The organism is Stenotrophomonas sp. YJH_SMC_106-19 (assembly GCF_059368375.1).
Genome location: NZ_JCAFRQ010000001.1, coordinates 1,120,339 through 1,135,045 on the forward strand (window position 1 = coordinate 1,120,339; position 14,707 = coordinate 1,135,045).

General features: G+C 67.1%; 14 protein-coding genes. 2 read left to right on the forward strand and 12 right to left on the reverse strand.

Annotated features, from left to right (window positions below):
• Positions 1-20: 20 nt before the first annotated feature.
• Positions 21-407, reverse strand: coding sequence for a BON domain-containing protein (locus tag AC5P5M_RS04940; protein WP_053519307.1), 387 nt, complete (start codon positions 405-407; stop codon positions 21-23).
• 174 nt (positions 408-581) lie between these two features.
• Between AC5P5M_RS04940 and AC5P5M_RS04945 the strand changes: the two genes are divergently transcribed.
• Positions 582-1,625 (forward strand): oxidoreductase, encoded by a 1,044-nt coding sequence (locus AC5P5M_RS04945; protein ID WP_495205624.1) that lies wholly within the window; start codon positions 582-584, stop codon positions 1,623-1,625.
• A gap of 56 nt (positions 1,626-1,681) precedes the next feature.
• On the opposite strand, the gene gnd is transcribed toward AC5P5M_RS04945, so the two are convergent.
• From gnd to AC5P5M_RS04980, 7 genes are all read right to left on the reverse strand, one after another.
• Positions 1,682-2,587: a phosphogluconate dehydrogenase (NAD(+)-dependent, decarboxylating) gene (gnd, locus tag AC5P5M_RS04950; protein WP_053519312.1), complete on the reverse strand. Its 906-nt coding sequence runs from the start codon at positions 2,585-2,587 to the stop codon at positions 1,682-1,684.
• A 10-nt stretch (positions 2,588-2,597) separates the two neighbouring features.
• Positions 2,598-3,836, reverse strand: coding sequence for a hypothetical protein (locus AC5P5M_RS04955; protein WP_414487952.1), 1,239 nt, complete (start codon positions 3,834-3,836; stop codon positions 2,598-2,600).
• 17 nt (positions 3,837-3,853) lie between these two features.
• Positions 3,854-4,456 (reverse strand): DUF2242 domain-containing protein, encoded by a 603-nt coding sequence (locus AC5P5M_RS04960; protein WP_414487947.1) that lies wholly within the window; start codon positions 4,454-4,456, stop codon positions 3,854-3,856.
• Positions 4,457-4,650: 194 nt separating this feature from the next.
• Positions 4,651-6,828, reverse strand: a complete 2,178-nt coding sequence (locus tag AC5P5M_RS04965; RefSeq protein ID WP_053519630.1) for a carboxy terminal-processing peptidase — start codon at positions 6,826-6,828, stop codon at positions 4,651-4,653.
• A 269-nt stretch (positions 6,829-7,097) separates the two neighbouring features.
• Positions 7,098-8,108, reverse strand: a complete 1,011-nt coding sequence (gene lipA, locus AC5P5M_RS04970; RefSeq protein ID WP_262101461.1) for a lipoyl synthase — start codon at positions 8,106-8,108, stop codon at positions 7,098-7,100.
• Positions 8,109-8,126: 18 nt separating this feature from the next.
• Positions 8,127-8,837, reverse strand: coding sequence for a lipoyl(octanoyl) transferase LipB (gene lipB / locus AC5P5M_RS04975; protein ID WP_053519632.1), 711 nt, complete (start codon positions 8,835-8,837; stop codon positions 8,127-8,129).
• Positions 8,825-9,103: a YbeD family protein gene (locus tag AC5P5M_RS04980; protein ID WP_053519645.1), complete on the reverse strand. Its 279-nt coding sequence runs from the start codon at positions 9,101-9,103 to the stop codon at positions 8,825-8,827. Before AC5P5M_RS04980 ends, lipB begins: the two co-directional genes overlap by 13 nt.
• A gap of 274 nt (positions 9,104-9,377) precedes the next feature.
• On the opposite strand from AC5P5M_RS04980, the gene AC5P5M_RS04985 reads away from it, so the two are divergent.
• Entirely contained in the window at positions 9,378-10,436 is a 1,059-nt protein-coding gene (locus AC5P5M_RS04985; protein WP_181452106.1) for a lipid A deacylase LpxR family protein, read from the forward strand.
• Positions 10,437-10,531: 95 nt separating this feature from the next.
• Here AC5P5M_RS04985 and AC5P5M_RS04990 read toward each other — a convergent pair whose 3' ends face one another.
• From AC5P5M_RS04990 to AC5P5M_RS05005, 4 genes are all read right to left on the reverse strand, one after another.
• Positions 10,532-11,749: a D-alanyl-D-alanine carboxypeptidase family protein gene (locus tag AC5P5M_RS04990; RefSeq protein ID WP_053519634.1), complete on the reverse strand. Its 1,218-nt coding sequence runs from the start codon at positions 11,747-11,749 to the stop codon at positions 10,532-10,534.
• Between the two features lie 98 nt (positions 11,750-11,847).
• Positions 11,848-13,110, reverse strand: coding sequence for a septal ring lytic transglycosylase RlpA family protein (locus tag AC5P5M_RS04995; RefSeq protein WP_253120110.1), 1,263 nt, complete (start codon positions 13,108-13,110; stop codon positions 11,848-11,850).
• Positions 13,107-14,252 carry a lytic murein transglycosylase B gene (gene mltB / locus AC5P5M_RS05000; protein WP_053519636.1) on the reverse strand — a complete coding sequence of 382 codons (1,146 nt, stop codon included), beginning with the start codon at positions 14,250-14,252 and terminating at the stop codon, positions 13,107-13,109. Before mltB ends, AC5P5M_RS04995 begins: the two co-directional genes overlap by 4 nt.
• A gap of 235 nt (positions 14,253-14,487) precedes the next feature.
• Positions 14,488-14,676, reverse strand: a complete 189-nt coding sequence (locus AC5P5M_RS05005) for a hypothetical protein (protein WP_197572726.1) — start codon at positions 14,674-14,676, stop codon at positions 14,488-14,490.
• Positions 14,677-14,707: the final 31 nt, after the last annotated feature.

Consider the following 14,707-nt stretch of genomic DNA (forward strand, 5'->3'; position numbering starts at 1 on the left):
CGGCGGGGCGGCGCACGGGATCAGCGCTTGGCCGCCGCGTTGACCTTCAGCGCGCTGGCATCAACGCGGGTGACGCCCTTGATGCCCTTGGCCGTAGTGACGGCCTTGTCATGCTCGGCCTGGGTCGCCACCGTGCCGCTGAGGCTGACGACGCCATTCACGGTTTCCACCTTGACCTCGGTGCCCGGCACATTGCTGCTGGCCAGCAGGTCGGCCTTCACCTTGGTGGTGATCCAGGTGTCGGTCACCGGCTCGTTGGAGTCGTGGCGATCGGCGTGGGTCATCGCCGAATGGTCGGTGGCAGGCGGACTCTTGGCTGCCGGATCCTTGGCGAATGCAGCCGAGGAGGACAGCGCCAGGCCCAGGGTGAGGGCCGAAGCAATCAGCGTACGGGTCGGGTTGTTCATCGTGTGTTACCTCCTGCGGAATGTGGGGTCAGTGTGGCCGCAGCGCCGTGCAGCAGGCGTGGCGCTGCGGTCATGCCGCCGTGAATCGCGCCGGTTTTCAACGCAACCGTTCAGCTTTGGATCCTGGCCCCCCCGTCGTTTACCCTGCATGCCTGATCTGCGCGGAGCACTGCCATGCGCCCTGACCTGCAACTGGCCCTGATCGGGTACGGCCTCGCCGGCCGCGTTTTCCACGCGCCGCTGATCCAGCACACCCCGAGACTGACCCTGCACAGCGTGGTCAGTTCGCAGCGCGACCTGCTGCTGCGCACGTTCAGCGATGTACATGTGCGCGCGGCACCCCGGGACGTATTCGACGATCCGGCGGTGGACGCGGTGGTGATTGCCACGCCGAATGACCAGCACGCACCATTGGCGATGGCAGCGCTGGCCGCAGGCAAGCATGTGCTGGTGGACAAACCCTTCGCACTGGACGTGGCCGAAGCCGAAGCCATGCTGGCGGCGGCGCGCGATGCAGACCGCATCGTCACGGTGTTCCAGAATCGCCGTTTCGACGCCGATTTCCTGACGTTGCAGGCCTTGCTGGCCGAAGGTGCGCTCGGCGAAGTCGCCGAATGCCATGCGCATTTCGATCGCTACCGCCCCCACGTGCGCGAGCGCTGGCGGGAGCAGGAGGGGCCTGGCAGTGGCCTGTGGTATGACCTTGCACCGCATCTGCTGGATCAGATGCTGGTGCTGTTCGGCTGGCCGCAGGCGATCGACGCGGACCTGGCGGTGCAGCGCGAAGGCGGCAGCGGCATCGATTACTTCCATGCGGTGCTGCATTACCCGAGGCACCGCGCGATCCTCCATGCCGGTTCGCTGGTGGCGGCACCGACGCCTCGGTTCGCCGTGCACGGCAGCCGCGCCAGCTGGATCAAGCAGGGCCTGGACGTACAGGAAGCACAGCTGCGCCGCGGCGTTGCGCCGGGCGCGCCGGGCTGGGGCATCGACCCGCGTCACGGCGAGCGGGTGTACTGCGATGCCGAGGACAACGTGCAACGCAGCACGGTCGACAACCTGCCGGGCGACTATCGCCGCCTGTATGCCCAGTTCGCTGCGGCGATGCAGGGTGACGGTGAACCCACGGTCAGCCCATTGCAGGCGCTGCAGGTAATGCGCTTGCTGCAGGCTGGCAGGGACAGCGCTTACGAGGCCCGGCGCATCGCACTGAACTGATCGCGGTCCGCGGCCCGGAACCCCACGGCAGCGCCGAAGGGCTCCGTTCCTGGCGCTTACGACTTCTTGATCGCATGCCCACCGAACTCGTTGCGCATCGCCGCCAGCAGGCGGTCAGTGAACGAATTCGACTCGCGCGACCGCAGGCGTTCCAGCAGCGAGAGCGTGATCACCGGCGCCGGCACATCCAGCGCGATCGCTTCGGCCACGGTCCAGCGGCCTTCACCGGAATCCTCCACGTAGGGGGCGATGCCATCCAGCGACGGATTGCGCTTGAGCGCCTCGGCACTCAGGTCCAGCAACCACGAACGCACCACGCTGCCATGGCGCCAGACCTCGGCAACCTGCGCCAGGTCCAGCTCCATGTCCTGCTTGCGTTCCATCAGTGCGAAGCCTTCGGCGTAGGCCTGCATCATTCCGTACTCGATGCCGTTGTGGACCATCTTGGTGAAATGGCCCGCACCGGGAGGACCGACGCGTGCCCAACCCCGATCCTCCGCCGGCGCCAGTGTGCGCAGCAGCGGCGCAACCTGCTCCACCACCTTCGCCTCACCGCCGACCATCAGGCTGTAGCCCTCCTGCAGGCCCCAGATGCCGCCGCTGGTGCCGCAGTCGACGTAGCCCAGATCGTCCTCGGCCAGCGCCTTGGCGCGGCGGATCGAATCCTGGTAATTGGAGTTTCCGCCGTCGATGACGATGTCACCCTCGGCCAGGTGCGGGGTCAGCTGGCCGAGCGTCTGGTCGACCGTTTCGCCCGCCGGCACCATCAACCACAGCACGCGCGGCACCGGCAGCGCGGCGACCGCGGCGGCCAGCGAATCGACTACTTCGATGCCGGCCTCCGCGGCGCGCTGGCGGGCGCCTTCGCCCGGGTCGTAGCCGACCACGCGGTGGCCGCCGCGATGCAGGCGCTGGGCCATGTTGGCGCCCATGCGGCCAAGGCCGATCATTGCAATATCCATTGTTTCACCTTCAGTTGGGGTCTAGGGTCAGGCTGCCTGGCCTGCCGGTTGACGCACAGTGGCGCAGCTGCGCCTCGCGCCAACGCCGGTAGAGCGTGGTATGCAGATTGTGCACCGCCAGGTCGATCGAAAACGGCGTCCGTGGATTGCGGTCGAGCAGCCGGGCGATGTGGTAGCCGATGGGACGTATACCGCGCGGATGCACGTAGATCACGAACTGCTGGTAGAACGGATCGTCCAGCACCTGGTCCATGCGTGCCAGGCGGGCGTGGTAGCGCGCTGGAAGGCGCGCCCGCAGTCCGGGGTCGCGTTCGAACAGGAGCCGCTCGAAATAGCGCCGCCCCACCCGCGGCAGCCCCTGCGCCAGTTGCCACAGCTCGGCATTGCGCTGGTCGTACCAGGCCAGGCCTCCGTGGCGGGCAAGCGCCTGTGCTGCATCCGGCCCGACGTCGACCACGACGAAGTTCTCGGCCTGGTTGCTCAGATCGTCCAGCGTGCTCTTGTCGTACACGTGTTCGATGAAGCCGGGCAGGCCCGCGAAGGCCTGACGTCCCCTCGCCGAGGTGCGCACGGCTTTGCCGTCGGCAAGGAAGTCGCCCGCATGCGCACCGAGCAGGACACTGTCGGTGCCGTGCAGCGCGATGAAAGTGCCGATCGACAGTTCGCCTGCGGTGAACTCCGCGTCGAACGCAGCATCGCCATACAGCTCACGCTGCGTTGCCAGCTGCGCGACCTGGCGGCCGACACCGCATTCGGCACGCACCGCACCGCCGTAGAACGCCTGCAGCGCGCGACTGTTGCCATCCACGGGAACGTAGCCGCGGCCGAAGCTGCGCACGCGTTGCCACCCCTGCGCCCGTGCGCCCTGCATCCCGAAGCCGATCCAGCCCAGCTGTGCGCCGGAGAAGCGGAACTGCGGGTTGCCCTGCAGCGACGTGGCGGCCCGCCGGGTCGCCGCGCCCAGTTCGAAGGCATAGGCACAGACCGTGGCAGGATCCTCCAGCAGCTGCTGCAGCAGCGCCTCGCGCTGCGCCCCGTCCAGCGTCTGCGGCCATCGCACACGCAGATCACCTGCGGCCTGCGCCTCGACCAGCGATGCCCGGGTGCACACCGGGCCACCCTGGATCTGCGGCGCACTGACCGCAGCCACTTCAAACCGCCAGCCCAGCCGCTGCAGCAGGCCCTGCGTGCAGTCCGCGGCCGCCGCGGCGCTGCCTGCCGGCGAAGCCAGCAGCAGGGCCATGACCATCAGCCCACGCCGCACGCTCAACCCTGATCCGTCGCCGCCGCCGCCTCCGATACGGGGGGAGCGGGCAGCCGTTCCGGAACCGGCGGCGCCTCACCGGGGGCGGCCGGCAGGTACTGCTGCAGGCGCTGGAAGAACCGGCGGTAGAAGTCGGCATCGGTGATGGTGCTGCTGGCGACCTTCACCAGGGAATCGTCATTGCTGCCGAACGGCAGCGATACCGAACCCAGCGCGCCCACGCCCACGCTGGCCGAGGTCGGGCTCTTCTTCAACGCATAGCGGTCCTGCACCGCGCTGACGAACACCAGCGACTGGCTGCCACGCGGCGCGCAGGAGATGCGGAGTACCAGTTGCTCGTGATCGTCCTCGCGTGGCTGGAAGTTCTTGCTCCCCTCCACCTGCGCGTCATCGACGCGGGCGATCGCATAGCCCTGGCTGAGCAGGGCCCGTCGCGCCGCTTCACAGGCATCGGCCGGGCGGCTGTCGACCGTCCGGGAGAAGGTGTCGCCGGAATCGAAGGACTCGCGCAGCACGGTGCTGTCGGCGGCGCGGCCACCGCAGGCCGACAGGATCAGGGCACTGGCAATACCGACGGCAACGCTGCACAGAGGGGAGACCCGCATGGGAACTCCTGCGAGAAAGGTAGCTGCTAGGGTAGTCCCGCCCCCGTGTGCGGCAGGTCGACAGCACCGCTGGCGGCACACGCTGTTGCTCCCGGTTCATGCACCGGCAGCGCCGGGCATGACCCGGCGCTGCCCGTCAACGCAGACGGGGCCGGCATTGCCGGCCCCGTGGGGTACTTCATGTCACGCGTGGCTCAGTCGGCCCAGCGACCGGCCCCGGTGGACTGCGGCAGCACCTGCGCCGACAGCGGGCGATCATTGGCCAGCAGATTCACCGCATCGGCCAGGATCGCAGCGGATTCACGCAGCAGCGGGTCCGGTCGCTTCTCGGCGGCCTTCTCACGGGCGGCATCCTTGACGATATCGCGCTCGTTGCCGGTCAGGCCGTCATCGCTGCTGTCATCGGCCAGCGGATCCAGGGCCAGGCCCAGCTCCTTGCGCATGATCTGGCGCTCCTTGCGCTGGGTGTCCTGGCGTTCCCGCTCGGCACGACGCGTCGCTTCATTGAGCGAGACATACTTCTTCGCCGCTTCGGCACGGAACTGCTCGACATCCTCGTTCCACCACACGAATTCCTTGTCGGTGGCGATGCGTGCCTCGTGGCGGGTTTCCAGCTTCGGCAGCAGCGGCGCGAAGTTCCCGTACTGCGTATGCGGCACCGCGGCGATGCGGGTCCACGGCAGGGCATTGTCGTAGGTGCTTTCGCCGAACTCGGTGGCATCGACGCTGGCGGGGAACGCCAGGTCCGGCACCACGCCCTTGTGCTGGGTGCTGCTGCCGCTGATGCGGAAGAACTGGGCGATGGTCAGCTTGACCTGGCCGAAGCGCTGCGTTTCGCCGCTCGGCCAGCGATCAAGGTCGACGATGTTCTGCACGGTGCCCTTGCCGAAGGTGGTCTCGCCGATCACCAGGCCGCGGCCGTAGTCCTGGATGGCACCGGCGAAGATTTCCGACGCCGAGGCCGAACCACGGTTGACCAGCACGGCCAGCGGGCCGTCCCACGCCACGCCCTGATTGCGGTCGCTGTTGACGGTGATGCGGCCGCCCGATTCACGCACCTGCACCACGGGGCCCTGTTCGATGAACAGCCCGGTCAGTTCGATCGCCTCGTCCAGCGAGCCACCACCGTTGTTGCGCAGGTCCAGCACGACGCCGTCGAGCTTGTCGTTCTTGAAGCCCGCCAGCAGCTTGGCCACATCGCGCGTGGCCGACGCATAATCGGCGGCATTGCGGCGGCGGCCCTCGAAGTCCTGGTAGAAGGTCGGCAGCTTGATCACGCCGATCTTCCGCGCCGGCTCGCCATTGGCGGCCGGAATGGTCATGGTTTCACCCTTGGCGGCCTGCTCGGCCAGGCGCACCTTCTGCCGGGTCAGGACCAGGGTGTGATGCTTGCCATCGGCGCCCTCCTCGGCCGGGATGAACTCCAGCTTGACCTGGGTATCCTTGGCACCGCGGATCTTGGCCACGACATCGTCGATGCGCCAGCCGATCACATCCTCGACCACGCCCGACTTGCCCTGACCGACGCCGACGATGCGGTCACCCGGCTTCAGGGTGCCATCCACGGAGGCCGGTCCGCCGGCGATGATCTCGCGGATCACCACCATGTCGTCCTGCCGCTGCAGCTGCGCACCGATGCCTTCCAGCGACAGCGACATCGCCTGGTTGAAGTTCTCGGCGGTACGCGGAGTGAAGTAGTCGGTGTGCGGATCGACCGCACTGGTGTAGGCGTTGAGGAAGAACTGGAAGACATCCTCGCCCTTCAGCTCGTTGACCGACTTCTCCAGCGTCGCGTAGCGCTTGTCGAGCGTCTTGCGGATGTCGTCCGGCTTCTTGCCGGCCAGCTTCAGGCGCAGCCAGTCATTCTTGACCGACTTGCGCCACAGTTCATCCAGCTCGGCATTGCTGGCCGCCCACGGCACCTTCTTGCGGTCGTACTCAAAGCGCTCGTCGGTGGTGAAGTCCGGCTCCTGCCTGAGCAGCTTGCGTGCGTAGGCCACGCGCTCGCCTACGCGCTGCTTGTACACCGCGAAGACCTGGAAGGCCGGCTCAAGTTCACCGCCACGGATGGCATTGGCGATGTTCGCCTCGAAGGGTGCGAAGCGCGCCACATCGGCCTGGGTGAAGTACTGCTTGCCGCCGTCCAGGGTCTCCAGGTAACGCTTGAACACATCCTTGGAGGTGGCTTCATCGAGCGCACGCGGACGGTAGGCGTACCGGCTGTCGGACAACAGGCCGTACACCAGCTTGGAGGTGGTCACCTGATCGGCGGTCGCCGCAGCCGGCAGCGCCGGCGAATCGGCCTTGGCCGACAGCGCCAGCGGCGCTACCAGCGCCAGGGCCATCAGGAATGCGGGGGCTTTGAATTTCATGAACGTGCTCGAAGGCGCCTTGCCAAGGGGGAGACTGCGTGGTGTTCAGACATCACGACAGTGCCGAAAGTTGCCGGGTTTGTCACCCGCCCGCATCCGGTGGAAAACCAGCCTAGCGGGGCCGGTGTAGCAAATTGTGAATGCAGGCGAAGGCGTGCGGACCAACGGTCCGCGCCCACCACGGTGGTAGGCACGCCCATCGGTAGCGCCGGGCCATGCCCGGCGAGCGCAGCGGGAAAGAACCGCCGGGCATGGCCCGGCGCTACCGGTCAGGAAACGCCGGCGCCCTTGGCCTGCACGTCGGCGTGGTACGAAGAGCGCACCATCGGGCCGGAGGCGACGTGGCTGAAGCCCAGCTCATAGCCGTAGTCTTCCAGCGCCTTGTAATCCTCGGGCGTCCAGTACTTCAGCACCGGGTGGTGGTGCGCGGTCGGCTGCAGGTACTGGCCGATGGTGATCATGTCCACGTCGTGGGCACGCAGGTCACGCATCGTCGCCTTGATCTGCTCGAAGTCCTCGCCCAGACCCAGCATGATGCCGCTCTTGGTCGGCACGTGCGGGTGCTGGGCCTTGAAGTTCTTCAGCAGCGTCAGCGACCACTGGTAGTCCGCGCCCGGGCGCACGTTGCGGTACAGGTCCGGCACGGTCTCGATGTTGTGGTTGAACACGTCCGGCGGGTTCTGCGCGAGGATGTCCAGCGCGCGCTCCATGCGGCCCTTGCCGCGGAAGTCCGGGGTCAGCACTTCGATGCGGGTACCCGGCGACTTCTCACGGATGGCGGTGATGCAGTCGACGAAGTGCTGGGCACCGCCGTCGCGCAGGTCATCGCGGTCGACACTGGTCACCACCACGTACTTCAGGCCCATGTCGGCCACCGTCTGGCCGAGGCTGGCCGGCTCGTTGGCATCCGGCGGCTTGGGCCGGCCGTGGGCGACGTCGCAGAACGAGCAGCGGCGGGTGCAGACCTCGCCCAGGATCATGAAGGTCGCCGTACCGTGGCCGAAGCACTCATGGATGTTCGGGCAGCTGGCTTCCTCGCAGACCGTCACCAGGCGGTTCTCGCGCAGCTTGGCCTTCAGGTTCTGGACCGCATTGCCCGAAGGAATGCGCACGCGGATCCAGGAGGGCTTGCGCAGCACCGGTGCATCGGCGAACTGAACCGGCGAACGGTTGATCTTGTCCCCGCCCAGCTGCTTGACGCCGGCCTGCAACGGTGCGGCGGTCGGAATGTCGCCCTGCACGATCTGCAGGGGAATGGTGCGGGCGGTGGTTTCAGTCATGGCAGTTCCGGGGAGCGGTCACGCGGCCGCAGAGAGATCAGGCAGTTCGGGCACGTGCTGCAGCCGCAGGCCGAACTGGCGGGCCAGCTGTTCCAGCAGCACCGTCTTGACGGCATCCATCCCGGACGGCCCGCCCAAGTCTACCACCGAGGTCACCTGCAGCCCCTGATAACCACAGGGGTTGATGCGGTGGAAGGGTTCCAGGTCCATGGCCACGTTGAAGGCCAGGCCATGGAAGGTGCAGCCACGGCGCACGCGGATGCCCAGCGCGGCAATCTTGGCATTGCCAACGTAGACGCCCGGGGCACCTTCGCGGCGTTCGGCACCGATGTTCCATTCGGCCAACGTATCGATGATGGCCTGCTCGATGCGGCACACGTAGTCGCGCACGCCGATGCCCAGGCGCGGCAGGCGCAGCAGCGGGTAGATCACGATCTGCCCCGGCCCGTGGTAGGTGACCTGGCCGCCGCGGTCCACGTGCAGCACCGGGATCGCCCCCGGGGCCAGCACATGCTCGTCCTTGCCGGCCTGGCCGAGGGTGAACACCGGATCATGCTCCACCACCCACAGCTCGTCGGTCGTCTCGTCAGCGCGCTGATCGGTGAAGCGCTGCATCGCCCGCCAGACCGGCTCATAGGCCTGGCGGCCAAGGTCGCGCACCAGCGCCGGACGCGGCGGGCGGTTTTCCGGAGCGGCGTCGGCCGGGCAGCTGTCGGCTACAGCGTCCACTTCACTTCCGGGTGATCGCGCAGCGCCCGATGGGCGGCGTCGTACTGTTCGCGGGTCTCGGCCTTGAACACCAGCCGGACCGACACGTACTTGCCATTGGACGAATGCTTCCAGCTGATGCGCTCGTTCACGACGTCCAGGCCTTCGGCCTGCAGCAGTCGGGGAAGCTCATGCTCCAGGCCGCGGTTGGCCGGGCCCATTGCGCTGAGCTCGAACTGGCCGGGGAACTGGAAGCCGTGGTCGGGGTTGTCGGACTTGATTTCCATGGACCCATTATCGGGCCGCAGGGCAACAAACCCAAGAGTATTCATCCAGGTCAACACGGACACCGGCAGGCCGCTGCGTTGCACCTGAATTCCCATTCAGCTTCCTGTTGCGCGGGGGCGCGGCACGCCCCGGCGCCGGTTGTCGTCACGAGACAATGTCGTTTTCGGAACAGACAAGTGACCGGGACGCGCTCGTACCGTCACGCGGGCCGGGGTACCGTGTCGTTGCATATAACGACAGACGACCACCCCTTTCCCCATGAGCATTCCATCCATGCGTAGCGTCGCAGCCCTCGGGCTGTCCGGCCTCCTGGCCGCCGCCCTCCCCCTTGCCGCGCAGGCCGCCGAACAATGCGGCCCCGATGCCATGCGTGAGCACCCGCCGCAGATCAATTTCCGCGTTGACAACGACCTGTTCGGCGGCCGCCACCAGGACCAGGGGTATACCAACGGCGCCGAACTGACCTTCGTATCACCGAACCTCGTCGATTACACCGACGATCCCTGCCTGCCGCGCCTGGCGCGCTGGGTCAACGGCTATCTGGAGCGCCTGCACCCGGGCCGGTTCGAACAGCAGAACATGATCTTCAGCATCGCCCAGGGCATCTTCACCCCGACCGACTTCACCCGGAAGGACCTGATCAAGGATGACCGCCCCTACGCGGGCGTGCTGATCGCCAGCTTCGGCTACAACGCGCGCAGTGGTGATCGGCTGCAGACCACCCAGCTGACGCTGGGCGTTGTCGGTCCGTGGGCCCAGGGCAAGCAGGTGCAGAACGCTGTGCATGAGGTGCTGGGCGACGAGAAATTCCAGGGCTGGGACAACCAGCTGCACAACGAGCCGCTGGTGATGCTGACCCATGAGCGGATGCGTCGTTGGCCGGGCGATGCCAGCGTCAACGCGGGCGGCTGGGGCTGGGACGCGATCAGCCACTACGGCGGCTCGGTCGGCAACCTGGCGACCAAGGCCAACATCGGTGGCGAGGTGCGCTTCGGCTGGAAGCTGCCGGATGACTTCGGCAGCACGCCGCTGCGTCCTGCCGGCGAGAACACCGCGCCGACCCGCAGTGGCAGGCCGAGCGGCTGGTCATGGCACCTGTTCGCTACCAGCGATGCTGCCTGGGTGATCCGCGACATCACCCTGGACGGCAACACCTTCCGCAACAGCCACAGCGTCGACAAGCGCCACATCGTGGCCTACGGCGGCTACGGAATCGCGGTGATGCGCGGTCGCTGGAAGTTCGCGGCGGCGCGCTACCACAGCACCCGCGAGTTCAACGGCCAGCGCGAGGCACCGGTGTTCGGCAGCTTCACCATCAGCCGTTCGCTCTAGAACAGTGCGGACATCTGGTCCGCACATTGGTTGCAACGGAAAAGGCCGGCATGCGCCGGCCTTTTCCTTTTCACGTCATCGCATGGCGCCGCGGATCATTCCGATTCCCACCACATCCAGAAGCTGTCCCACAGGCGCTTGAAGAAGCCGGCCTGCTCGACGGCAGCCACCGCCACCAGCGGCGCTTCGGCCACCACCTTGCCATCCAGGCTCACCTTCACCGTGCCGATCTGCTGGCCGGCCGTGAACGGCGCTTCCAGGGTCTTGGGCACATCGATGCTCGGCTTCAGATCGTTGTAGCGGCCACGCGGCACGCTGACCAGCATCGGCTGCGCCACGCCCAGCTGCACCTTGTCACTGGTGCCCTTCCACACCTTGTGCTCGGCGACGGCCTTGCCCGGCTCATACAGGCGGTGCGTTTCGAAGAAGCGGAAGCCCCAGTTCAACAGCGCCAGGCTGTCATCGGCGCGCTGCTTCTCGGAGGCGCCACCCAGCACCACCGCGATCAGACGCTGGTCGCCGCGCTGCGCCGAGCTCATCAGGCAGTAGCCCGCCTCGGAGGTGTGCCCGGTCTTGATGCCATCGACACTGCCGTCGCGCCACAACAGCAGGTTGCGGTTGGGCTGCTTGATGTTGCCGACCTGGAATTCCTTGATCTTGTTGTACGCGTAGGTTTCCGGGTAATCACGCACCATCGCCCGTCCCAGCAACGCCAGATCATAGGCGGTGCTGTGGTGGCCCGCGGCGGTCAGGCCGTGGGCGTTGACGAAGTGCGAGTTCTTCATGCCGATCTTGGCGGCGTAGCTGTTCATCAGCGAGGCGAAGGCTTCCTCGCTGCCCGCCACGTGCTCGGCCAGGGCGATCGCGGCATCGTTGCCGGACTGGATGGCCATGCCCTTTTCCATGTCTTCCAGGCGCGCGGTCTGGTTCACCGGGAAGCCGCTGTAGCTGCCGTCGGTACCCGCACCGCCTTCGCGCCAGGCGCGCTCGCTCATCATCACCTGGTCATCCGCACGGACCTTGCCGTTCTTGACCTCGGCGGCGATCACGTAGGAGGTCATCACCTTGGTGATGCTGGCCGGCGCCAGCTGCTCGTGGATGTTCTCGCCCGCCAGCACCTGGCCGGTGGCGTAGTCCATCAGGATCCAGGCCTTGGACACACTCGGCACCGGGGCCGGTGGCGTGGCCACGGTGGCCGGAGCCGCAGCGGCGGCAGGTGCAGGTGCGGCCGGGGTCGGCAGCGGCGTCTGGGCAGAAGCCAGGCCCACCACCAGGGTGGCGGCCAGGGCGGTGGCGGCGGAACGGAAATTCATTGGACAGCGGGCTCCAGGGACGGCCGGGAATGGAGGGGGAACAGAATGGCCATTGTAGGCCGGGGGGGCCCGGGCCGGCAGCACCGACCCGGGCGGGATCAATCCTTGACGATCTGCGGCGATCCAAGGCCCAGACCGGCGATGCGGCCGACAAGTTCCGCGGCACTGGCATGGTCGCTGGCGGGTACGCGCAGACGGAAGAGCGTGCGGCCACCGGCGGCGATGTCGCTGATGGTCGCGCCGACGATGCCGGCCGCATTGAGCTGGCCCATCGCACGATTGGCATTGTCACGGTTGGAGAAGCTGGCCACCTGCACCATCACCGCACCCACCACCTGCTGCGACAGCGTGGGGCTGCTGGCCGGTGCCGCGGAAGCGCGCGGCGCCGTGGCGGCGACCCTCGCCGGCGCAGCGGCAGGTGCCGCAGTGCGGACGCCCACTGCACTCGGCGGCAGGCTGCTGACCGCCACGTCCGGCGGCGTGCTGACCACCGCCTGCGTGGTGGCCGGCTGGCCCCGCGTCGGCACCGCATCGGCAGGCAGGCGTTTGACCAGGCGGTCGATGTCGCTGTCGGCCGCCGGGCGCGTGGCGACAGTGCTCGCCATCGTCGTCGCCGCACCGGCAGCGGCGGCGGCTTCGGCCGCCCGGCGCTCGCGGCGCGACGGCTTCTGCGCCAGCAGATTGCCCTCACCCGGCTGCAGCGCGCGCACCTCCACATTGCCGGTTCCGCGCTGGGTGATGCCCAGGCGTACCGCAGCGGCATAGCTCAGATCGACCACGCGGCCATCATGGAACGGGCCCCGGTCATTGACCCGCACGATCACCGACTCGCCGTTGTCCAGATTGGTCACGCGGGCGAAGCTGGGCAGCGGCAGCGTCTTGTGCGCAGCGGTGAACTGGTACATGTCGTAGACCTCCCGGTTCGAGGTCAGGCGGCCATGGAACTTGGCGCCGTAGTACGACGCCGTACCGCGCTCGACATAATCGCGGGTATCGTCGAGCACCTTGTACGACTTGCCCAGCACCACGTACGGCGACTTGTTGCCGATGGCCGAACGTGTTTCAGCCGTCACTTCCGGCTCGGGAATGCAGGCCACGTTCGGAATGTAGCTCGGCGTGCTGTCTTTCACGCCCGGCCGGTACAGGCCGCCGGCGGTGTAGTTGCCCCGCGTGTTCGGGTCTTCCTTGGCCGCCGCATAGGGCGATCCCTCCGGACAATGCGCCGGGCGCGTGCCCCTGCCCTGCACCACCGTACCGGAAGGCGTCCCACCGTGGCCGGCGGTGGCCGGCTTCTTCGGAGCGCTGCTGCAGGCGGCCAGCGCGAGGACGATCAATCCAGGGACCAGCCATCTGATGTTCATGCCGGGGGCAGCTCCTGTCCGGCAATGGCCTGCGACAACTGGAACACGGCCATCGCATACATCTTCGAGAGGTTGTAGCGGGTGATCGCGTAGTAGTTCTGGAAGCCCAGCCAGTACTGCTTGCCGGTGCTGCCCTCGAGCGTAACCGGAGTGGCCGTCGCACCCGGCTGTACCGGTGCGGCAGGCTGATAGCCACGCTGGGCCAGATCGGCCAGCGACCAGGTCGGTGCCCACTCGGTCGGATTGAATTCCTCGCGCCCCGGAGCGAGTGTCGCCGGCACGGCCACCTGCCCGCCCCGGACCCAGCCTCCCTTCTTCACGAAGTAGTTGGCAATGGAGGAAAACACGTCGTCGTAGCTGTTGAACAGGTCACGGCGACCGTCGCCGTTGCCATCCACGGCATAGTCCAGGTAGCTGGACGGCATGAACTGGCCCATGCCCATCGCACCGGCATAGCTGCCCTTGAGCGTGGTGATGTCGAGTTTCTCCTCGCGGCCCAGTTCAAACAGCTTGGCCAGTTCATCACGGAAGAACAGCTCGCGGCGCACCTCGCGTTCCAGCTTCTCCGGATCGCCGCTGCGCGGGTAGTAGAAGGCCAGCGTGTACAGCGCATCGAGCACGCGGTGGTTGCCGGCATTCCTGCCATAGCTGGTCTCCACGCCGATGATCGCCACGATCACCTCGGCCGGAACACCGGTGCGCTGCTGCACGCGATCCAGCTCGGCGCGGTGTTCGGCGAGGAAGGCACGGCCCCCCTCGATGCGCGCCTTGCTGATGAACATCGGCCGGTATTCGTTCCAGGGTTTGACCCGTTCGGCAGGGCGCGACATCGCGGCGATGATCGGCTGGCGCACCTGCGCCTGGTCGAGCACGCGACGGATCTCGTCGGGCTGGAGTCCGTAACGCTTGGCGGTATCGGCGATGAAGGTGGCGCGCGCGGTCTCGAACGGAACCGGCGTGAGATCGACCGGCGGCGCGGTGGCGGCGGTGGCTTCCGGTGCGGCCTCGGCCGGTCCCTTGGGCTTGCTGGCCGGATGGCGCGGCGTGCTGCTGGCCTGCGGTGAAGACGGTGGAGATGTCGGCTGGGTCGCGCAGGCGACCAGGCCGAGGGTAAGCATGCAGGCCAGAGTGCGTCGAATCATCGTCGCAGGTTAGCAGGTCATGGATGAATTAAAACCCCTAACACCATGAATCACAACGATTTGCTTGCAAGCAGTCGAAATTGTGAAAACGATGTGAGCGATCCATCGCATTCAGTTGAGAGGTTGCCGGTTGCGTCCCCATCCCCGCAGACGCAACCGGCGACCGGATCCGGTCGATACGCGCGCGGCTGCCGCTCCCCAGTGGCAGTACCCCGCGCGCCCTGTATCCGTTGGATCAGTACTGCTTCCCGCCCGACGCCCCCTCGCGCTGCAACGATAGACGGCGCGCCGTGCCGAACGGGCCGCCATTGTGCAGGCCGATTGCGACAAGTCCATTGATCAAAATCAACGCAGCGTAAAAGTGTGAACTAGATAACGTTTTTTTAGGGCTTTGGTCAGCAGACCTGCTGTTGCGCGTCTTCATGGGAACGCTTCCATGAAGGGCGTTGCGCAAG